Origin of the sequence: Pseudomonas sp. HR96 (genome assembly GCF_034059295.1) — a bacterium.
Lineage (GTDB): Bacteria > Pseudomonadota > Gammaproteobacteria > Pseudomonadales > Pseudomonadaceae > Aquipseudomonas.
The window spans coordinates 4,630,697-4,651,561 of the sequence record NZ_CP139141.1 but is presented as its reverse complement, the minus strand read 5'-3'; the positions used below and the strand labels follow the sequence as shown (position 1 = coordinate 4,651,561).

Annotated in this window: 19 protein-coding genes; 10 read left to right on the top strand and 9 right to left on the bottom strand. The window is 65.7% G+C overall.

From position 1 onward, the window contains the following. Positions 1-153: 153 nt before the first annotated feature. The 5 genes from SFA35_RS20790 to SFA35_RS20770 form a co-directional block, all read right to left on the bottom strand. Positions 154-1,812, bottom strand: coding sequence for an ATP-dependent DNA ligase (locus SFA35_RS20790; protein WP_320572395.1), 1,659 nt, complete (start codon positions 1,810-1,812; stop codon positions 154-156). After that, on the bottom strand, positions 1,809-2,828 hold the full coding sequence (locus SFA35_RS20785) for a ligase-associated DNA damage response exonuclease (RefSeq protein WP_320572394.1): 1,020 nt from the start codon (positions 2,826-2,828) through the stop codon (positions 1,809-1,811). Before SFA35_RS20785 ends, SFA35_RS20790 begins: the two co-directional genes overlap by 4 nt. 121 nt (positions 2,829-2,949) lie before the next feature. Then, positions 2,950-5,409 carry a penicillin acylase family protein gene (locus tag SFA35_RS20780; protein ID WP_320572393.1) on the bottom strand — a complete coding sequence of 820 codons (2,460 nt, stop codon included), beginning with the start codon at positions 5,407-5,409 and terminating at the stop codon, positions 2,950-2,952. Positions 5,410-5,578: 169 nt separating this feature from the next. Next, the gene (locus SFA35_RS20775) at positions 5,579-5,797 is read right to left on the bottom strand and encodes an SEC-C metal-binding domain-containing protein (protein ID WP_320572392.1); all 219 of its coding nucleotides are present in this window, start codon (positions 5,795-5,797) and stop codon (positions 5,579-5,581) included. After that, positions 5,794-6,288: an LEA type 2 family protein gene (locus tag SFA35_RS20770; RefSeq protein WP_320572391.1), complete on the bottom strand. Its 495-nt coding sequence runs from the start codon at positions 6,286-6,288 to the stop codon at positions 5,794-5,796. Before SFA35_RS20770 ends, SFA35_RS20775 begins: the two co-directional genes overlap by 4 nt. Positions 6,289-6,387: 99 nt before the next feature. Here SFA35_RS20770 and SFA35_RS20765 point away from each other — a divergent pair, with 99 nt between their 5' ends. Beyond that, the gene (locus SFA35_RS20765) at positions 6,388-6,909 is read left to right on the top strand and encodes a hypothetical protein (protein ID WP_320572390.1); all 522 of its coding nucleotides are present in this window, start codon (positions 6,388-6,390) and stop codon (positions 6,907-6,909) included. A 6-nt stretch (positions 6,910-6,915) separates the two neighbouring features. Here SFA35_RS20765 and SFA35_RS20760 read toward each other — a convergent pair whose 3' ends face one another. Both SFA35_RS20760 and SFA35_RS20755 read right to left on the bottom strand, forming a co-directional pair. Next, positions 6,916-7,407, bottom strand: a complete 492-nt coding sequence (locus SFA35_RS20760) for a YchJ family protein (protein ID WP_320572389.1) — start codon at positions 7,405-7,407, stop codon at positions 6,916-6,918. Between the two features lie 5 nt (positions 7,408-7,412). Then, positions 7,413-7,910 (bottom strand): DUF6231 family protein, encoded by a 498-nt coding sequence (locus SFA35_RS20755; protein WP_320572388.1) that lies wholly within the window; start codon positions 7,908-7,910, stop codon positions 7,413-7,415. Between the two features lie 176 nt (positions 7,911-8,086). Between SFA35_RS20755 and SFA35_RS20750 the strand changes: the two genes are divergently transcribed. The 3 genes from SFA35_RS20750 (at position 8,087) to SFA35_RS20740 (ending at position 10,564) form a co-directional block, all read left to right on the top strand. Then, on the top strand, positions 8,087-8,797 hold the full coding sequence (locus tag SFA35_RS20750; protein WP_320572387.1) for an OmpA family protein: 711 nt from the start codon (positions 8,087-8,089) through the stop codon (positions 8,795-8,797). A 94-nt stretch (positions 8,798-8,891) separates the two neighbouring features. Then, positions 8,892-9,626 carry an OmpA family protein gene (locus SFA35_RS20745; RefSeq protein WP_320572386.1) on the top strand — a complete coding sequence of 245 codons (735 nt, stop codon included), beginning with the start codon at positions 8,892-8,894 and terminating at the stop codon, positions 9,624-9,626. Between the two features lie 152 nt (positions 9,627-9,778). Further along, positions 9,779-10,564 carry a collagen-like protein gene (locus SFA35_RS20740; protein ID WP_320579154.1) on the top strand — a complete coding sequence of 262 codons (786 nt, stop codon included), beginning with the start codon at positions 9,779-9,781 and terminating at the stop codon, positions 10,562-10,564. A 135-nt stretch (positions 10,565-10,699) separates the two neighbouring features. Here SFA35_RS20740 and SFA35_RS20735 read toward each other — a convergent pair whose 3' ends face one another. Then, a complete protein-coding gene (locus tag SFA35_RS20735) occupies positions 10,700-11,158 on the bottom strand; it encodes a CopD family protein (protein ID WP_320572385.1) in 459 nt (152 codons plus the stop codon). Between the two features lie 96 nt (positions 11,159-11,254). On the opposite strand from SFA35_RS20735, the gene dinG reads away from it, so the two are divergent. From dinG to SFA35_RS20705, 6 genes are all read left to right on the top strand, one after another. Beyond that, positions 11,255-13,399: an ATP-dependent DNA helicase DinG gene (gene dinG, locus SFA35_RS20730; protein WP_320572384.1), complete on the top strand. Its 2,145-nt coding sequence runs from the start codon at positions 11,255-11,257 to the stop codon at positions 13,397-13,399. 136 nt (positions 13,400-13,535) lie between these two features. After that, positions 13,536-15,746 carry a beta-agarase gene (locus tag SFA35_RS20725; protein ID WP_320572383.1) on the top strand — a complete coding sequence of 737 codons (2,211 nt, stop codon included), beginning with the start codon at positions 13,536-13,538 and terminating at the stop codon, positions 15,744-15,746. 81 nt (positions 15,747-15,827) lie between these two features. After that, the gene (locus SFA35_RS20720; protein WP_320572382.1) at positions 15,828-16,973 is read left to right on the top strand and encodes a serine hydrolase domain-containing protein; all 1,146 of its coding nucleotides are present in this window, start codon (positions 15,828-15,830) and stop codon (positions 16,971-16,973) included. A gap of 148 nt (positions 16,974-17,121) precedes the next feature. After that, positions 17,122-18,117: an OmpA family protein gene (locus tag SFA35_RS20715; RefSeq protein ID WP_320572381.1), complete on the top strand. Its 996-nt coding sequence runs from the start codon at positions 17,122-17,124 to the stop codon at positions 18,115-18,117. 18 nt (positions 18,118-18,135) lie between these two features. After that, positions 18,136-18,783 carry a pyridoxamine 5'-phosphate oxidase gene (gene pdxH / locus SFA35_RS20710; protein ID WP_320572380.1) on the top strand — a complete coding sequence of 216 codons (648 nt, stop codon included), beginning with the start codon at positions 18,136-18,138 and terminating at the stop codon, positions 18,781-18,783. A 208-nt stretch (positions 18,784-18,991) separates the two neighbouring features. Continuing rightward, complete coding sequence (locus SFA35_RS20705; RefSeq protein WP_320572379.1) at positions 18,992-19,456, top strand: glycine zipper 2TM domain-containing protein; 465 nt, start codon at positions 18,992-18,994, stop codon at positions 19,454-19,456. 79 nt (positions 19,457-19,535) lie between these two features. Here SFA35_RS20705 and nhaA read toward each other — a convergent pair whose 3' ends face one another. After that, entirely contained in the window at positions 19,536-20,708 is a 1,173-nt protein-coding gene (gene nhaA / locus SFA35_RS20700; protein WP_320572378.1) for a Na+/H+ antiporter NhaA, read from the bottom strand. Positions 20,709-20,865 lie beyond the last annotated feature (157 nt).

The window sequence follows — 20,865 nt, the reverse complement described above, 5'->3', positions numbered from 1 at the left end:
CGCTCGTTACCGGCAAATGCCAGACTCGATTCCGACAGCAATTTTCGCACCATAGTCCACAAACGATCGTTTTAATGGAATGCGGCAGGCGAGGGCTGCTGGCGCTCATGCCCATAATCGGTCACACCCTGGAGCGCGACCCACAATGGTGCGTCAGCTCAGCAAATCCTGCAAGGTGGCGAGACTGTCGGCTTCGTCGACGGGTTTGTCCAGTCGCCAGCGCAACATGCGCGGAAAACGTACGGCAATGCCGCTTTTATGACGTTTTGACAGGGCAATCCCCTCGAAACCCAGCTCGAAGACCAGGGTCGGGGTGACGCTGCGCACCGGGCCGAACTTCTCCACGGTGGTCTTGCGCACGATGGCGTCGACCTTGCGCATTTCTTCGTCGGTCAGCCCCGAGTAGGCCTTGGCGAAAGGCACCAGGGTGCGCTCAGGGCTGCCCGGCGGGTTGTCCCAGACCGCGAAGGTGTAGTCGGTGTAGAGGCTGGCGCGGCGGCCGTGGCCGGCCTGGGCATAGATGAGTACGGCGTCGACGCTGAACGGGTCGACCTTCCACTTCCACCAGACGCCCATGTCCTTGGTGCGGCCCACGCCATACAGCGAGTCGCGGGCCTTGAGCATCATGCCCTCGACGCCCAGGCTGCGCGATGCCTCGCGCTGGCGGGCGAGGTCGGCCCAGGAGTCCCCGCTGAGCAACGGCGACAACTGCAGGCCGGGGTCGGCGGCCTGCGCCACGACTTGCTCCAGTTGCGCGCGGCGCTCCTGCTGCGGGCGGCTGCGCCAATCATGGTCCTGCCATTCGAGCAGGTCGTAGGCCAGTACCGCGACCGGTACTTCCTCGAGAATCTTCTTGCCCAGGGTCTTGCGGCCGATGCGTTGCTGCAGCAGCGCGAATGGCTGCACCGAAGGCGCGCGGCCGACTTCGCTGGCCTTCCAGACCACGATCTCGCCGTCGATCACCGTGCCGTCAGGGAGTGCTTCGGTCAGCGAATGCAACTCGGGAAAGCGGTCGCTCACCAGCTCCTCGCCGCGCGACCAGATCCACAGACGGCCGTCGCGCTTGACCAGTTGCGCGCGGATGCCGTCCCACTTCCACTCTACCTGCCACGCGTCGCTGGGGCCTATCAAGGCCTCGAATTGCTCCACCGGCTGTTGCAGCGAATGGGCCAGGAAAAACGGGTAGGGCTGGCCGCCGCGTTGAGCATGTTCGTCGGCGGACTCGGCGGCGATCAGCTTGAGGTAGCGTTCGGCAGTGGGCCGATGCGACAGGTCGGTGTAGCCGACCAGCCGTTGCGCCACGCGCTTGCTGTCAAGCTCGGCCATCTGCGCCAGGGCCCGGGTCACCAGCAGCTTTGACACGCCGACGCGAAAGCTGCCGGTGATGAGCTTGAGGCAGACCATCAGGCTCTGCTGATCGAGCTGCGCCCACAGCGGCGGCAGGCGTTCGGTCAACTCCTCGGGTGGCAGGCCGCGCAAGGGCAACAGCCGTTCCTCGAGCCAGAAGGCCAGGCCGGCATCGGAGCTGTGGGGGTTTTCCGGCAGCAGCAGGGAGAAAGTCTCGGCCATGTCGCCGACCGCCTGGTAGCTCTCCTCGAACAGCCATTCGGGCAGGCCGGACATACGCACCGCCAGCTCGCGCAACAGCCGCGACGGCACCAGTTGGCGCGGCCGACCGCCGGCCAGAAAGTACACCGCCCAGGCCGCGTCGGCCGGCGCCGCCTGGCTGAAGTAGTCCTGCAGGGCCGCCAGCTTGGCGTTGCTGGAGGTGGTGGCGTCGAGGCGCGCGTAGAGCTCGGCGAAGGCTTTCATGGGGCCGGCTCCTCGCTGACAGCGGCGTCTTCCTCGTCGCCGTATTCGGTGCTGAAGCCGGCGGCGTCGAGGCCCATTTCCCGCAGATAACGCACCAGGATGGCCACCGAACCGTGGGTCACCATGACCCGCTCGGCGCCGGTCGCTTCGATGGCCCAGAGCAGCCCGGGCCAGTCCGCGTGGTCGGAGAGGATGAAACCGCGGTCCACGCCGCGCCGCCGGCGGCTGCCGCGCAGGCGCATCCAGCCGCTGGCGAAGGCGTCGCTGAACTCGCCGAAGCGGCGCATCCAGGTACTGCCGCCGGCCGAGGGTGGCGCCAGGATGAGGGCCGAGCGCAGCGCCGGATCGGTCTTCTTGAAATCACCGGCGTATTGGGTTTCGGGAATATGGATACCGGCTTCGCGGTACACCCGGTTCAGCGGCTCGACCGCGCCGTGCACCAGGATGGGGCCGATACTGGCGTCGATACCGTGCAGGATCCGCTGCGCCTTGCCGAACGAATAGGCGAACAGCACGCTGGCCTTGCCGGCGGCGGCGTTGGCGCGCCACCACTGGTTGATCTCCTCGAAGATCTGCGCCTGTGGCTGCCAGCGGTAGATCGGCAGGCCGAAGGTCGATTCGGTGATGAAGGTGTGGCAGCGCACCGGCTCGAACGGCGCGCAGGTGCCATCGGGCTCGACCTTGTAGTCGCCCGAGGCGACCCAGACTTCGCCTTCGTATTCCAGGCGCACCTGGGCCGAGCCGAGTACGTGGCCGGCCGGATGGAAACTCAGGGTCACGCCGTGGTGCTTGAGGCGTTCGCCATAGGCCAGGGTCTGCAGGTTGATGTCCTGGCCCAGCCGCGAGCGCAGGATGCCCTCGCCGGGCGCCGCCGCCAGATAGTGCTGGTTGCCGGTGCGGGCGTGGTCGCCATGGGCATGGGTGATGACCGAACGCTCCACCGGGCGCCACGGGTCGATGTAGAAATCGCCGGCGGTGCAGTACAGGCCTTCGGGGCGGGCGACGACAAGGTCCATGGCTCAACCTGGATGGGGGACTTGTCGGTTTTGAGGGAGCAGGGCAGCAATTCGTTCATTGCCGCTGCGGGCCTGCGCAGCTCGGAGGCAAAAACTCCGAGCTTTTTACAGCCAGGGCCGATTACTTGGCCGGCACCAGCGTCAGCCGCTTCACCCCGTAGGCCCGCTCGTAGTTCTGCAACTGCAGCGGAATCGGCACGTACTGCGCCTTCAGCCATGGATCGATGCCGTCGGCATGGTTGGGGCTGGCCGGGTTGCCGGACTGGCCGCCGGCGTTCTGCACCATCATTGGTTCGTTCTGCGCGAAGTCGACGATCATGCGCAGCGAAGAGGCGCTGTTCACCGTGAAGTCGCTGCCCCAGGCATAGCCGGCGCCATTGAGCGTGCTCTGGTCACCACCGGCCTCGATCGCCGGGCGCAGGGGCTTGCCGTCCAGCGCCAGCCAGTTGTAGGTGTGCAGGCGGCCCCATTGCCAGGCCTTGTGGTCGGCGCCCAGTTGCGCGTCGCCGGCGGTCATGGCGGCGGCCAGGCTGCGGGCCAGGATGGCCGGCTTGTCTTCCTTCTGCGCGGTGCCCACGTCATCCCAGAACGGGCTGTCCTCGCGGCCCAGCAGGTGGTCCGCCTGGGCCGACCAGGACAGTCCGGCGTTGGCGACGAAGGCCTTCCAGCTCGGGCTGTCTTGCGGCCCCAGCTCGTCGAGGAAGATCTGCCGGGCGCTCTGCTGCAGGAACAGCTCGTACACCGCCGCATCGGCGGAGGTCGGCGTCAGGCGTCCATCGAAGGCCAGCAAGCGGCTGTAGGCTTCGCGCGCCTTGGCCCGGTCGGCCTCGGGCAGGCGTTCGATCGCCTGCTTGAGCGGCTGCGCCATTCCGGGTGCTTCGAACATCTTCTTCAGCTTGGCGGCAAACAGGGTGGTCTGGTCGTACTGCATGGCAATGCTGCTGCGGCTGTCCTGCTTGCTCGCCGAGGCCAGCTGCGCCAGGCGTTCGGCCCGCTCCGGTGCGGCCCAGGAGTTGGACAGCTGCATGCCATAGCCATGGGGCACGGTGCGCTGGTTGGCGGTGCCGACCCAGCCCTGAGTCGGGTTCTGGTCGTAGGGGAACAGCATCGGGTCGGCGTAGCCGTCCCAGTCGTACTGGTTCTCCCAGCCTGGCGAAGGCACCAGGCCAAGGCCGTCGCGGCGGTTGGGGTAGCGGCCGGTGACCTGCCAGCCGACGTTGCCGGCATCGGCGAAGACGATGTTGGCAGCCAGCGCATGCACCTCGCGGCTGGCATCCGAGGCCTGCTCCATGGATTGCGCACGGGACAGGTCGAACAGCGCGTCGAGGCTCTTGTCGTCCTTGCCATCGGGCAGTTGCAAGGCCAGGGCGTAGCCGGTCTGACCGGCGCGCACGCCATTGACGGCGAGGTCGAGCAGCGGGCCGTGGCGGGTTTCGTAGACGATCTCGCGCACCGGCCGCTGGCCCTTGATGAAATAGGTCTCATTGTGTGCGGCCAGCGGCTGCCATTGGCCATTGACCTGATACATCAGGCGGTTGCCTTCGCTCTTGAGCTTTTCCAGGTAGAGATCCTGGTTGTCACCGCGCACGGCGCTCAGGCTCCAGGCCAGCTTGCCGTTGAAACCGCTCAGCACCCCCGGGATGCCGGCCAGCGACAGGCCGGCCACCTGATATTTCGGTGCACGTATCTGCAGCGTGTTCCAAAGCCCTGGCAGGCGCGTCGGCAGTTGCATGTCGGCGGCCAGCAGGCTTTGGCCGGCGCGCGCCTGCTGCGGGGCGATGGCCCAGTTGCTGGCGTTGCCGCTGCCGGTCAGGCTCAGCGCGCTCAGTTGTGCCGAGGTGTCGTCCAGCTTGCTCAAGCCAGGGAGCTGGCTGGCCAGGCTGATGCCTTTGAGCTTGTCGGCTTCGCCTTGCGGCAGAGGTTCATCGGGGTAGGTCGGCAGCAGCCAGGCGAGCTTGTCGGCCCCGACCTTCTGCGCCAGCACCAGCGCCGAAATTTCTTCGCGCAGGTTCACCGAGAGGTTGAAGCTGAGCAGGCTGAACACCAGTGCCGAGTCTTCGGGTTTCCAGTACTCGGGGCGGTAGCCGCTGTCGGCGAGGTCCTTGGGCAAGTTGTCGCGGTAGCGGAACAGGTAGGCGTTGACCCCGCGTGCGTACACCTCGAAGAACCGCTTGAGGCGCGGCGAAGAGGCTTCATAGAGCTGGTCGGCGCTGCGCTTGAGGTTGATCGAGCGCATCAGGCGGTCGACGTCCAGTGCGTCCGGGCCGAGCATTTCCGCGAGCCGGCCTTGGGCCAGCAGGCGCATGCGGACCATTTGTTCGATGCGATCGCTGGCGTTGACATAACCCTGGGCAAACAGCGCGTCGTGAAAGGTGCTGCTCTCGATCAGCGGCATGCCCAGGCTGTTGCGCCGCACCGAGACGTTCTGCGCCAGGCCCTTGAGCGGTTGCACGCCAGTAGTAGGCGGCAGGCTGTCGGCGTCGCGACCGTCGGTCTGGCAGCCGGCCAGGCCCAACAGGGCGACCAGGGCGGCGGCTCGACGAAGACGAGGGGCGGTAGGGTTGGGGGCTGGCGAGGCCATGGCGAAGCTCCTGCGGGGGGTGGTGGCGCAAAGGCGCTACGTTAGTGAGCCCGCAGGAGCGATGCAAGGCGTTGCCGGGTGTTTATTTCATCAAGTCCCACTCAAGGGCGATAGGCACCGCAGGCGGCCGAAGGTGGCCCTGTTGGACACTTCGACGCGCATTCCTCGATCAGGCCCCATGGCACTTCTTGAATTTCTTCTCGCTGCCGCACGGGCAGGGATCGTTGCGGCCGACGTCCTTGAGGGTGTTGCGCACGGGCTCCTGGGGCGCGTGGTTGCAATGCGGCCCATGCACGTGACCGTGATCATGGCTATGGTCATGGGTGTGCGCCGAATGGTCGTGGTCGTGGTTGCAATCAGGGCCATGGACGTGGGGTTGCTGGGTCATCGATGTTTCTCCGGAATGAAATTGCCGGGAATTATCTCACCAACTCGCGCCAATTGCAGGGTATGGCCGAACAACATTCCGGTTTCCAGTTCACCTTCCAGCCGATAGGGCACAGGCTGGTCGGGATGGCGCATGAGTTTGACCAGCCCGCGCAGGTGTTCCCACAGGTTGGTGCGCACCGGTATTTCGAAATAGCCGCTGTGGTTGGCCGCCAGGGTAAACCACTGTTCGCTGTAGCCGTCGGCCAGCAACAGGTCGCCCAGGTACACTCGATACGTCAGGCTGCGTACCGCCAGGCTGGAGTCATTGGGATTGTCGATGCGAAAGTGCAGCACGATGTGCTGCTCCAGCAGACGCGCCTTGACCACTTCCACCTTGACCAGCTGCAGGTCCGGGTCCTGGTAGTTGCCGGTCAACCAGGTAGAGCAGCCGCAGAGCTGCAGCAGGGCGAGCAGGCAGAGCGCGCTGACGAAGTGCTGGCGTGACATCATTTTCACGACTCCCGGGGCCTGCGTATTGGGCAAACATTTAACCTGCGCCATACTGCCACGATAGCTCGCCCATGAGGCGCCGACGAGCAGGAGCAGGTGATGAGTCTTTTCGAGATCGTTTTCAGCGGTGAAACCGTGCCCGGGGTCCCCGTAGAGCAGGTACGCAGCAATCTGGCGCGGTTGTTCCAGGCCGACGAGCATCGCGTGGCCCTGTTGTTCTCCGGGCGCCGCCTGGTGCTCAAGAACAATCTGGACGACGCCGCTGCGGAAAAATACCGCGCCACCCTGGAGCGCGCCGGAGCCCGGGCGCTGGTGGTGGCCATGGCCGCAGAAATCGAAGAGATCGAAATGACCGCGCCACCGCCACCACCTGCGGCACTGCCGCGGGCCCAGGTGACCCCGCGCGACGTTTACATGGCGGCGTTCGTGGCCGTCGATGCGCCGGACTTTCCCATGGCGGCGGTCGGCGCCGACCTGCAGGAAGCCAAGCCCGTGGCCCGCGCGCCGCAGCTGGACCTCGGCCAGTTCAGCGTCGCCCCGGCCGGTGCGGACATGGGCCAGGTCAAGGCACCGCCGGCGCCGGCCGCGCCGGACACCTCGCACCTGAAGATCATCCAGTAGCGCATCTCAATAGGCGGGTGGCTGGATCGTCAGGTAGCTGGCGCAGCATTTCTTGAATTTCTGCGTGCTGCCGCAGGGGCAGTTGTCATTTCGGCCAGCCCTGAGCGGCACGCTGGGGTCGATGAAGTACCAGCGGCCCTGATGCTGGACGAAGGATGAGCGCTCGCGATGGCAGTGCTCTCCCGCCTGGTCGTGCCAGCGCGCGCTGAACGTGACGAAGGCATGCTCGGGCTGGCCGCCGAACACCTCGGCGCCTTCCACCTCCAACCCCAGCCAGGTGCTCTGGGCACTCCACTGGGCGATGGCGTCGCGATCCAGCCCGGCCTGTTGCGCCGCCAGGGTGGTGGCCACCAGATAATCGATATGACCCAGCACATAGGCGCTGTAACGCGAGCGCATCAGGGTGCGCGCGTCAGGCGCCGGGTGCCCGGCGTGGTAATGCCCGCAACAGGCGTCCAGCAGGTTGCCGCTGCCGCAGGGACAAATCGAGACACTCATCCTATCTACCACCAATACTTGCCGAAGTTTTCCGGGTTGGCCCAGAACCTGGCGTTGAGCCAGTCCGGCACCTGTTTGTATTCCCGCACGTCGTAGGTGTAGAGGGTCACCACCTGGCCGTCACGGGCAAAGCGCTCGCTGGCCTGCAGAGCCAGCGAGTAGAAGTCGGTATTGCTCCAGCCGCAGGCACCCAGGTCGGCGAGGACCGCGATGCGACTGGCGTTGAGGTTGCGGATGCCGCCCAGCAGTTGCAGGCCGTCGCGCTTGGGCAGGTGTTCCAGGCAGTCGACGGCCAGCGCCAGGTCGAAGCGCTGCCCGGCGACTTCCGGGGGCAGCGGGCCTGGGGCAACGTGGGTCACGCGGCTTTGCGGATGCGCCTGGGCAAAGGCTTGCAGGGCGGGAAACGTGCTGGCGCCGAGCAGCAACAGGCTGGCCGGCGCCTGCTGGTCGAGCAGGGCGGCCAACGCCTGTTGCGGGGTTCGCGTGGAAAAAGCCTCAGTCATCGAAAGTCCTCGTCATAGCCCGCAAGACTAGCCTTGAAAAGGGTTATGGCTCAATGCTGGCGCATAGCCGATCGGCGGTCTTTACTCCAGGTGCGTCGGTGTGCTTGCCGACGACCAAAAAGAGCGTTGGCCAATAACGTTGGCATCGTTGCCGACGACCATAAGGAGAGACCTCGATGAGCATGGTTCGGACAGCTGTACCCCTGGTCCTGCTAACCAGCGTGTTGACTGGTTGTGCGGGTTTGCAAAAGACCGACTGGCCCATGTGCGCCGCTGTCGGGGGTGTGACCGGCGCTGCGCTGGGCGCCATCAAGACCGGCGCCTGGATCGGCCCGGGGGCATTGGTCGGCGGCGCGGTGGCGGCCGGTTGGTGCTATGCCCACGGCGATGGCGACGAAGACGGTGATGGCGTGCCGGACAGCCGCGACAAATGCCCGCACACGCCCAAGGGCGTGACGGTCGATGCCGACGGTTGCCCGCCACCGGCACCGACTGCCCCGGTGGCAGAGGCGCCGGCGCCGGCGGTGGTGCCGGCCAAAGAGGAGACCATCGTGATTCGCGATGTGCACTTCGAGTTCGATTCGGCAAAGCTGACTCCGTCCGACAAGAGCCAGCTGGACAAGATCGCCACCCGCCTGAAAAGCGAAGCGTCGACGGCCAAGCTCAGCGTGACCGGGCATACCGACAGCGTCGGCAGCGATGCCTACAACAGGAAGCTGTCCGACAAGCGTGCCCATTCGGTGACCGAATACCTGGTCAGCGGCGGTGTGCCGCGCGGCGAGTTCGTCTCCGTCAAGGGCATGGGTGAAAGCCAGCCGGTGGCCGATAACAAGACTGCCGAAGGGCGCGCGCAGAACCGCCGCACGGAAATTTTGATACAGCGTTGACACATGTCCGACCGTTCGTCCTTGTTTTGTTCAGACAGGCGGGCTTTACTCCTGTGTTACCGGCACAAGGCCGGCGACACAGGAGTAATACATAATGAGAGTGTTCTCGCGGGCAGTGATACCCGTTCTTCTGGTCAGCAGTGTTCTGGCGGGTTGTGCGTCCACCCCTGAAAGTGGTGCGCCTCTCAACTCGCGAACTTGGCCTGTATGCAGTCTTCTTGGCGGCCTGGTGGGTGGTGGCCTGGGAGCAATCAGAAGTGGTGTGGCAGCAGGGGCGGGGGCCGTTTTGGGCGCCGCAGCCGGCGGCCTGATCTGCTTTGCGCAAGACGGCGACGAGGACGGCGATGGGGTGTTCGACCGCCGCGATCTGTGTCCACACACGCCACCTGGCACCCCGGTCGGCCATAACGGCTGCCCGTTGCCGCAATATCCGCCGGCGGTCAAGGCGGCGCCAGCACCGGTCGCGCCTCAGCACGAAGAAGTGATCACCTTGCGCGATACCAGTGGCAAGGTGCTGTTCGACTTCAACAAGTCCAACCTCACCCCCGAGGCACTCGGCCAATTGCAGGCCTTGCTGCCCAAGCTCAAGGGTGATGACGTGACCGCTATCCGCGTGGTCGGCCACACCGACAGCGTAGGCAGCGATGACTACAACCAGAAGCTGTCCGAACGGCGTGCCGCCAGCGTGGTGACTTACCTGGAGTCGCAACAGGTGCCAGCTGCCAAGCTGTCCAGCGAAGGCAAGGGTGAAAGCGAGCCGGTGGCCGACAATGGCACCGACGAAGGACGCGCGCAGAACCGCCGCGTGGAGCTGCACTTGAGTCATTGATCGAATGGCTTTGGGTTGTGTGAAGGCCCCGGTGCGCAAGCATCGGGGCCTTTTTATCGAGTGATCGTATCGAATAATTGCCAGAGCCTCTGGTACAAGCCCTGCCAGTGCCGTTACTGTGCGCCCAGTCAATTCAGGGAGAGGCGGGGATGATGGGCTTATTTGCACAAGGCCGCGGGCGGCTGGGTCTGGGGCTGCTGGCGACGATGCTGTGCCCGCTGGCGATGGCCCAGGACGTCGCAGTGGCCGCCAATTCGCTGGTGCGCCTGGCGGACAACGCCACGGTGCTGCAGCTGCAGCGCCTGGACGTGGCCGAATACGGCACCCTGCTGGTTCCGGCCAATCTGGCCGAACTCAAGGTGGCCCATCTGCACCTGGGGCATGAGGCGCGGATCGCCATCGTCCCCAACCCCAATGCGCTGCACCTGAGCATCCAGCAGGCCGAGTTCGAACCGGGCAGCCAGATCGTGTCCCGAGGGGCGCCCGGTACCTATGAAAAACCGCCTTTGCCGGCCCGCGACCTAGATGTGCAGATTTTCGCCCTGCAGGCAGCCGAACTGTCGGTTGATGCCCGCGGTGGCTCGGGCACCCCGGGGTTCGTCGGCCTGGATGGCGCCTATGGTGATCCGGCCGGATGCCTATGGGGTTCGGCCAGCCGCGGCTACAACGGCGAGAACGGCACCGACGGGCATCCGGGCTCGGCCGGCGCCATGGTGCGCCTGCAGGTTCCCGCCAGTTATCCGCAGGAGCAGATCAAGGTGCGCGTGGACGGCGGCGCCGGCGGCTTGGCTGGTGCGGGAGGCAAGGCGGGCCAGGGCGGCTCGGGCAAGGGTTGCCTGATCTACCAGGCCGACTCGGGCAAGGCCGGCCACCCAGGCCTCACCGGACAGCCAGGGCCCGCCGGGCCGGCCGGGCAGTTTGTGTTGTTGCGCGATTGAGTGAGCGGGGGAGGCGGGCTATTGATCTGGGAGCGGGCATAGGCCGCGAGCCTTTGATTGCTGTCCAGGAAACCGGCCTGTCGGCCTCTCGGGGTCTACGCCCCCTCCCACGTGAAAAAGACCCAGGGATGCCGATCAGATCCGCAACCCCGCCACCATCACCACCGCCAGGCCCACCAACAGGTTCACCCCCACCCAGCGGCGGATCGTACCCATGACGGCCGCGCCGGCCGGCCAATCCTCGGCCAGCACCGCCTTGCGCAGCTCCGGCAGCAGCAAGGTCTGGATGCGCAGGAAGATCGCGACCATCACCAGATACAAGCCCATCATCACTTGCACGTAATGCGGCGCGGTCTCCAGACCGCTGAAGCGCATGCGGACAATGGCGACGCCGCTTATCGGAAGAATCGCCACCGCCAGCCAGACAAAGACGAAAAACCGCGGCAGCACCTGGGCCCACAACTGCAGGCGTTGCGGCCCCGGCAGCGCTGCAATGGCGGCGGGGCGCAGGATCGTCCAGGCGAAGAACATGCCGCCGACCCAGATCAACGCGGCGAGCAAATGCACGGTGTACAGCAAAGCATCGAATGACAAGGGAATCTCCGTTCTGCACAGGATGGATTAGCGGGGTATGATAGCGGCCGACCAAAACCACTGAAAATTTATCCAGCCTTTGCGCGCTTTCCGACCATGATCAGTAATCAACTCAAAAGCCAGATCCAGGGGGCCTACACGCGCTTTCTCGAGGCTAAAAGCCTCAAGCCGCGCTACGGCCAACGCCTGATGATCGCTGAAATCGCCAAGGTGCTGGGGGATATCGCCGTCGACGACGAAGGGCGGCGCAGTGGCGACCCGGCCGTGGTCGCTGTCGAGGCGGGCACCGGTACCGGCAAGACGGTGGCCTACAGCATGGCTGCGATCCCATCCGCCAAGGCTGCGGGCAAGCGCCTGGTGATCGCCACGGCCACCGTCGCCCTGCAGGAGCAGATCGTCTACAAGGACCTGCCCGACCTGATGAAGAACAGCGGGCTGAACTTTACCTTCGCCCTGGCCAAGGGGCGTGGCCGCTACCTGTGCCTGTCCAAGCTCGACGTGCTGCTTCAGGAGGGCCACGCCCAGACGGCCACCGCGCAGCTGTTCGAGGAAGAGGGCTTTCGCATCGAGGTCGACGAGGCCAGCCAGAAACTGTTCACCAGCATGATCGAAAAGCTTGCCGGCAATAAATGGGACGGCGACCGCGACAGCTGGCCCCAGGCGCTGGAAGACCAGCAGTGGTCGCGCCTGACCACCGACCACAGCCAATGCACCAATCGCCATTGCCCGAACTTTCAGCAGTGCGCCTTCTACAAGGCCCGTGAAGGCATGGGCAAGGTCGACGTCATCGTCACCAACCACGACATGGTCCTCGCCGACCTGGCGCTGGGCGGCGGTGCGGTGTTGCCCGACCCGCGCGAAACCATCTATGTGTTCGACGAAGGTCACCACCTGCCAGACAAGGCCATCGGCCATTTCGCCCACTACACGCGCCTGCGTTCCACCGCCGACTGGCTTGAGCAAACCGCCAAGAACCTCGCCAAGTTGCTGGCCCAGCACCCACTGCCCGGCGACCTCGGGCGCCTGATCGAGCAGGTGCCGGAGCTGGCGCGGGAGATCAAGACCCAGCAGCAGTTCATGTTCAGCGCCTGCGAGCAACTCGCCGATTTTCGCGCCGGCGAGGACATGGAAGGGCGCGAGCGGCCGCGCCATCGCTTCGTCGGCGGGGTGGTGCCCGAGCACATGCGCGAGATGGGCATCGAACTGAAAAAGGGCTTCTCCAAGCTCACCGACCTGTTCACCCGGCTTGCCGAGCTCCTCAAGGAAGGCATGGATGGCGAGGTCAACATCGGCATCGCCAGCCACCAGGCCGAGGAATGGTACCCGCTGTTCGGCAGCCTGCTGGCCCGTGCCCAGGGCAACTGGGAGCTGTGGACTGCCTTTACCGCCGAAGATCCGCAAGACAGCCCGCCCATGGCGCGCTGGCTGACCCTGGCCGAAAGCGGCGCGATGTTCGATATCGAGGTCAATGCCAGCCCGATCCTCGCCGCCGAAATGCTCCGGCGCAATCTGTGGAACGTCGCCCATGGGGCCCTGGTGACCTCGGCCACGCTGACCGCGTTGGGCAAGTTCGATCGCTACCGCATGCGTGCCGGGCTGCCGCGCGCCGCCGTTACGGCGGTGGTGCCCAGCCCGTTCCACCATGCCGATGCCGGCGTGCTGCGGGTGCCGGATCTGCGCGCCGACCCACGTGATGCGGCCGCCCACACCGCTGCCATCATTCGCGAGCTGCCGCAGCTGGTCGAAGGCTCGCGCGGCACCCTGGTGCTGTTTTCCTCGCGGCGGCAGATGCAGGACGTGTTCGACGGCCTGGAGCGCGACTGGCGCAAGCAGGTGTTCATCCAGGGCAACCTGTCCAAGCAGGAAACCCTCAACAAGCACAAGGCCCGCGTCGATGGCGGCGATTCCAGCGTTCTGTTCGGGCTGGCCAGCTTCGCCGAGGGTGTCGACCTGCCCGGGGCCTACTGCGAGCACGTGGTCATCGCCAAGATTCCTTTCGCCGTGCCGGACGACCCGGTCGAGGCAGCGTTGGCCGAATGGATCGAGGCGCGTGGTGGTAACCCGTTCATGGAAATCGCCGTGCCCGATGCCTCGTTGCGCCTGATTCAGGCCTGCGGGCGGCTGCTGCGCACCGAGCAGGACCGCGGCACCATCACCCTGCTGGACCGTCGCGTGGTGACCCAGCGTTATGGCAAGGCGATCCTCGACGCGCTGCCGCCGTTTCGTCGGGAAATCTCTTGATACAACCGCTCCTGGCGTCCTGGTAACTATTTTTATCAGGACGTCACGGTTCCGATACCCAGTGATGTCTATTGACCCATCACCGGCTCTGGCTTTTGCCACCCTGATTCCCCGAGACAAGGAGTTTCCAGTCCTCATGCTTCGCCGTTCTCTGCCTGCAGCGTTCTCGCTGATCTGCGCCATGCCATTGCTGGCCGCACCCGCCCCGCAGCAGACGCTGTTCAACTTCGTGCGCCCGACCGATGGGGTCCAGGTGGTCACCGACGACACCAGCCTGCCCCAGGCCAACGGCGAACAGACCGCCGAAGGCGAGGTGCTGCGCCGGGTGGTGTTCAACCCGGTGGCCACGCCCAGGCTCACCCTCAAGCCTGCGGCCGGCACCTGGGATTGGTCGGGCAGCAGCGCCATCACCTTGCGTGTGCAGAGCGCCCAGGACTGGGCGCAGACGCTCTACGTGACCGTCCAGAGCAGTGACGGCAAGACCCTGACCAGCCGTGTCGACATGCCGGCCGGCCCGGCGCAGACCCTGGTCATCCCGCTTATGGCCAATTCGCCGGGCAGTCAGGGCATGCGCGCCGGGCCGCCGATGCCATGGGTCTACGAAGGCCAGCGGACCTTGCTCACCAGCAGCAGCGGCGAGGCGACCCTGGCCCGGATCGCTTCGGTCAGCATTGCGATGGACAAGCCCGCAGCGGCGCAGAACGTGCTGATCGAGCGCTTTGGCACGCTGCAGGACGATACCGTGCAGAAGGCCGCGTACGCGGACATCGTTGATGCCTACGGGCAGTACAGCCGCGGCAAGTGGCCAGAGAAGATCACCCGTGACGAACAGCTCAAGAGTGCGGCCGCCAAGGAGCAGCAACAGCTCAAGGGCTGGCTGGCTGAACGAGGCAGGCAGGGGCTGGATCGTTATGGGGGCATCGCTGCGGTCGACGCCGAGAAGGCCAGCGGTTTCTTTCACACCCTCAAACGCGATGGTCGCTGGCTGCTGGTCACCCCGGACGGCCATCCATTCTTCTCGCTCGGGGTCAACGCCATGGCTGCCGACGGCGGCCGCACCTACGTCCAGGACCGCACCTGGATGTTCAGCGGCCTGCCCGACAGTGCGGCGCCGCTGGCCCGCTATTACGGCCAGAGCGACAGCCGTACCGGCAGTGGCGCCAGTCAGGGCATGGGCTTCAATAGCGGTCGTTGGTTCGACTTCTACGCCGCCAATCTGGAACGCACCTATGGGCGCAGCACCGCCGGGCTGGATGCCAAACGCTGGCAGAAGCACAGCCTCGATCGGCTGCAGGCCTGGGGCTTCAACACGGTCGGCAACTGGAGCGACAGCGGCCTGGAAAACCACGAGCGAGTGCCCTATACCTTGCCGCTGTCGATCGTCGGCGACTACGCGAGCATCAGCACCGGCATGGACTGGTGGGGGCGCATGCCCGATCCGTTCGACCCGCGTTTTGCCATGGCCGCCGAGCGCGCCGTGGCCATCGCCACTCGCGACCACCGCGACGACCCTTGGCTGATCGGCTACTTCGCCGACAACGAGCTGGCCTGGACCGGCGCCGGCAACGATCCCAAGGCTCGCTATGCCCTGGCCTACGGCACCTTGCGCCTGACCACCGACGTGCCGGCCAAGCGCGCCTTCCTCAAGCAGTTGCGCGACAAGTACCGCAACCAGCAGGGCTTGTCCAAGGCCTGGGGCATCGACCTGCCCGCCTGGGAGCTGATGGAAGACCCGGGCTTCGAGCCGCCGCTGCCGGACCCGCAACACCCAGAGATCGAGGCCGACCTGCAGCATTTCCAGCGTACCTTCGCCGATGCCTATTTCAAGATCATCGCCGACTCGCTGAAGTGGCATGACCCCAACCATCTCCTGCTTGGCGGTCGTTTCGCCGCCAGCACGCCGGAAGCGGTGGCCTCCTGCGCGCAGTATTGCGACGTGCTCAGCTTCAACTTCTACACCCCCAAACCGCAGGACGGCTATGACTTCCAGGCGCTCAAGGCGCTCGACAAGCCGGTGCTGATCACTGAGTTCCACTTCGGCTCCAGCGACCGCGGGCCGTTCTGGCCCGGGCTGATGCCGGTGGCCCGCGAGGAAGATCGCGGGGCCGCCTACGCCGGCTTCATCAAGGCCGCCAGCGACGACAGCAATATCGTCGGCGCCCACTGGTTCCAGTACCTCGACCAACCGGTCACCGGTCGCCTGCTGGACGGCGAGAACGGCCACTTCGGCCTGGTCGGCATCACCGATGTGCCGTGGGGCGGTTTCATCACCGCCGTGCGCAGGAGCAACCTGGATACCCAGGTGTCCCTGGCCCGCCAGCTCAAAGGTGCCAAGCCGCGTCCTTGATGTCTTCGCGCGGTTCACAAATGCCGTGCTAGCTGGAACAATGCACGGCATTTGCCAACCACCGCCACGGAGAATTCGAGGATGCAGATTCAGGGTCATTTCGAGCTGCAGTTCGAAGCCGTGCGCGAGGCCTTCGCCGCGCTGTTCGACGACTCGCAGGAGCGCGGTGCTGCCCTGTGCGTGCAGATCGGCGGCGAAACCGTGCTCGACCTCTGGGCCGGCACGGCGGACAAGGACGCCAGTCAAGCCTGGCACACCGACACCATCCTCAACCTGTTCTCCTGCACCAAGCCCTTCGCCGCCGTCACCGCGCTGCAGCTGGTGGCCGAGGGCAAACTGGAACTCGACGCGCCGGTGGCGCGCTACTGGCCGGAATTCGCCGCCGCAGGCAAGCAGGACGTCACCTTGCGCCAATTGCTCAGCCACCGCGCCGGCCTGCCGGCTGTGCGCGAGCCGTTACCCCCCGAAGCGCTGTACCAGTGGTCGACCATGACCGCCGCGCTGGCGGCCGAGACGCCCTGGTGGCAGCCGGGCAGCGCCCATGGTTACGCTGCCATCACCTACGGCTGGCTGATCGGCGAGCTGCTGCGCCGCGCCGATGGGCGCGGGCCGGGTGAGTCGATCGTGGCCCGGGTGGCCAAGCCCCTTGGCCTGGACTTTCACGTCGGCCTGGCCGACGAGGAGTTTCACCGGGTCGCCCACATCGCCCGTGGCAAGGGCAATACCGGCGATGAGGCGGCCAAGCGCCTGCTGGCCGTGACCATGCGCGAGCCGTTGGCGCTGTCCACGCGAGCCTTCACCAACCCCCCGTCGATTCTGACCAGCACCAACAAGCCGGAATGGAGGCGCATGCAACAACCCGCCGCCAATGGCCACGGCAACGCGCGCAGCCTGGCCGGTTTCTACAGTGGGCTGCTCGATGGCAGCCTGCTGGAGTCCGAATTGCTCGGCGAACTGACCCGCGAGCACAGCCTCGGCCAGGACCTCACCCTGTTGACCCAGACCCGTTTCGGCCTGGGCTGCATGCTCGACCAGCCGCACCTGGCCAATGCCACCTTCGGCCTGGGGCCGCGCGCCTTCGGGCACCCGGGCGCCGGCGGATCGGTGGGCTTTGCCGATCCCGAGCGCGACGTTGCCTTCGGTTTCGTCACCAACACCCTGGGCCCCTACATCCTCATGGACCCTCGTGCGCAGAAGCTGGCAAGGGTGCTGGGCAGCTGCTTGTGAGTGCCGCCCGGTGAAACGGTGGTAACACTGTCGACTGGACGAATCGACCGACGGTCTTCAGTATTTCGCTCGACTGTTCTACCCTCGAATCAATCGTTTATGCGGGTTTGTTAACCCGATTTATCTTCACTTCATTTTGGAAGCCACCATGTCCGCCTACAAGACCCTCGCTCTCGCTGTTTGCCTGGCTGCCGCCGGGTGCGCCCAGACCCCGCAGAACCAGACGGCCGCCGCCGGCCATGGCTGGTGGCCGTTCGGTGCCGACAATGCCGCCGAAAAGGTAGCGGACAAGGACGTCGAGAAGGCGGTCAATGACAAGGTGGTGCAATCCGAGGCTCAGTCCGACCAGCAGAGCCGCTGGTGGTGGCCGTTCGGTGACGCAGCGAAAAAACCGGCGGCGGCCGGTGTCGCCACCGCGGCGGTAGTGCCGATGCCCGATCCCAAGGTCACCCAGGCCTGGCTGGACGCCAATGAGCCGAAGCTGCGCGAAGCGGTCAAGGGCAGCCCCTTCACCGTCGAGCGCCGTGAAGACGTGCTGGTGGTGATCGCGCCGATCGACAGCACCTTCAACCCGAACCGCCCGACCATGCTGATGCCGATCACCCTGTCGCCGATCACCAATGTGGCCAAGGTGCTGGAAGCCGACCCACACACGGCGGTGCTGGTACTCGGCCATGCCGACGCCAGTGGCGCGGCGCCGGCCAACCAGAAGCTCAGCCAGGAACGCGCGCAGTCGGTGGCGGCGATCTTCCGCCTCAGCGGCTTGCAGCGCGACCGCCTGAACCTGCGTGGCATGGGCTCGCTGATGCCGCGTGCGGCCAATGACAGCGTCCAGGGCCGCTCGCTCAACCGCCGCGTGGAAATGGTCCTGACCCCACAAGACACCATGGTCGCCTTGCTCGCCAAGTACAGCCAGCCGACCCCGCCAGCCTCGCAGATGCTCGCGGCCCAGGAGGTGCAGGCGCTGCCGCCTGCGACTGAGAAGGCGACCCCGAGCAAGAAGGCCGCCAGCACCAGGAAAGCGCCGGCCAAGCCCGCCGTGGCCAAGAAGAAGCCGGCCACGCCGGCCAAGGCTGCTGCCGCCAAGAAAGCCACGCCGCCGCTGGCGAAAAAGAAAACCAGCGACGATTCCGCGTCCAACTGATAGCCGAGGCCCGCTGCAATGACTCAGTCCCTGGCTGACATGCGTCGCAACTATACCCGCGACGGCCTCACCGAAGCCCAGGCCCCCGCCGAGCCCTTCGCCTTGTTTCGGCAATGGTTCGGCGAGGCGGTAAAGACCGAGCAGGCGCCGATCGAGGCCAATGCCATGACCCTGGCGACGGTCGACGCCGAAGGCCGCCCGCACTGCCGGGTGCTGCTGCTCAAGGGGCTCGACGAGCAGGGTTTCACCTTTTTCAGCAACTACCAGAGTGCCAAGGGCCAGCAGATCGATGCCAGCGGCTTCGGCGCGCTGACCTTCTTCTGGCCGACCCTGGAGCGTCAGGTGCGCATCGAGGGCCGAGTGGTCAAGGTCAGCGCGGCGCAGTCCGACGCCTACTACCAGGTGCGCCCACTGGGCAGTCGCCTGGGCGCCTGGGCTTCGCCGCAAAGTCAGGTGATCGCTGATCGCGCGGAGCTCGAGGCGCTGCTCAAGGCTACCGAGGCACGCTTTGCCGACACGGCGCCGCATTGCCCGGAACATTGGGGCGGTTACCGCCTGGTGCCCGACCGCATCGAGTTCTGGCAGGGCCGTCCCAGTCGCCTGCACGATCGACTCGACTACCGCCTGCAAGGCGACGCCTGGACCCGCGAGCGCCTGGCCCCCTGAGCCGCTCACCACGCACTCGAACCGATCACCCGCCTGCAGGGTCCAGAACATCATCGCCACCACGGGCTTGTGTTGCGCTATATTGCCGCCTCGGCTCGCTTGGCTCGCTGACTGCCAGCTGAATGGAAACAACTTTATACTGTCACTCTGGTGACACGTATTGGCGCACGGCGTCTAATGTGCGTCTGCCCTTTGGAGATTTTTTCACATGCGTAAATCATTACTGCTGGCTGCCAGCATCACGGCTTTCTCCCTGCTCTTGGGCGGTTGCGTTTCCAACCTGAGTGGCGACAGCTATTCGCGTGACGAAGCCCGTCGCGTCCAGACCGTGCGCATGGGGACCATCGAATCCCTGCGTCCGGTGAAAATCGAGGGCACCAAGACCCCGATCGGCGCTGGCGCCGGTGCCGTAGTCGGCGGCGTCGCCGGCAGCGCGGTGGGTGGCGGCCGTGGCAGCATCATCACGGCGGTGATCGGTGCTGTGGCTGGCGGTTTGCTGGGTTCGGCCGCCGAAGACGGCCTGACCCGCGCCCAGGGCGTGGAAATCACCGTGCGTGAAGATGACGGCAGCATGCGTGCCTATGTCCAGCAGGTTCAGGAAAACGAGATTTTCCGGGTCGGCGAGCGGGTGCGTATCATGACCGTGGACGGCACCAGCCGCGTAGCGCACTAAACCGCGCTGCAACAAAAAAAGCCCCAGACCGCGAGGTCTGGGGCTTTTTTATGTCGCCCTGCACAGGCCTGCAGCGCCCTCAGGCCTTGCGCGACGCCGCCCGCGTCCACGCATAGCCGATCAACGCCGCCAGGATCGACCCGGTCAGGATACCCATACGGTCTTCCCCAGCGTACTCGCTCATCCCCGGCACGAAGGCCAGCGAGCCGACGAACAGGCTCATGGTAAAGCCGATGCCGCAGAGGATGGCCACCCCGAATACCTGCCCCCAGTTGGCGCCCTGGGGCAGGCTGGCCAGGCGCAGCTTGATCGCCAGCCAGGTCAGGCCGAACACACCGACGCTCTTGCCCAGCAGCAGGCCCACGGCAATTCCCAGCGGCACAGGGTGGGTGAAGCTTTCCAGGTTGACCCCGGCCAGCGAGACGCCCGCGTTGGCGAAGGCGAACAACGGCAGAATCGCGTAGCTGACCCAGGGGTGCAGGGCGTGCTCCAGGTAGCGCACCGGCGACACCCCGGCCTGGCGCGTGCGCAGGGGAATGCAGAACGCCAGGGTGACCCCGGCGAGAGTGGCATGCACGCCGCTCTTGAGCACGCAGACCCACAGCACCAGACCCACCAGCAGGTAGGGTGCCAGCTTGACCACACCCAGGCGATTCATGGCGATCAGGGCGACGATGCAGGCGCCGGCCAGGGCCAGGGCTTGCCCGGACAGATCGCTGGAATAGAACAATGCGATGACGATGATAGCGCCGAGGTCGTCGATGATCGCCAGGGTCATCAGGAACAGCTTCAGCGAGGTCGGCACGCGCTTGCCGAGCAAGGCCAGCACGCCCAGGGCGAAGGCGATGTCGGTGGCCATGGGGATGGCCCAGCCGCCCAGCGCGTCGGGGTGGTCGCGGTTGATGAACCAGTACGCCAGGGCGGGTACCAGCATGCCGCCGATGGCAGCGGCGCCTGGCAGGATCACTTGCGCCGGGTCCGCCAGCTGGCCCTCGAGGATTTCGCGCTTGACCTCAAGCCCGATCAGCAGGAAGAACAACGCCATCAGGCCGTCGTTGATCCACAGCAGCAGGGGCTTGGCGATCACTACGGCGCCGACGCCGGCGACCACGGGCACTTCGAGGAAATGGTTGTACAGCGCGCTGAGGGGAGAGTTGTTGACGATCAGGGCCAGGGCGGCGGCCGCGATCAGCAACAGGCCGCTGGCGGCCTCCATTTTGAAGAATCGGGTGAATGTGCTGCGCAGCGCCAATGGAAATACTCCCTGTGAAGGCGGAAATAGCCACCCTAGCGACTCATGCCACTGCTTGATACATTTTTTGTATTGGTATTTGTAACCTAGGGTGGCGCCAGCAAGGGGTTCATTCTTGCGGAGCGAGGGGATTTAACTCGCTCCGCAAGAACCGGTC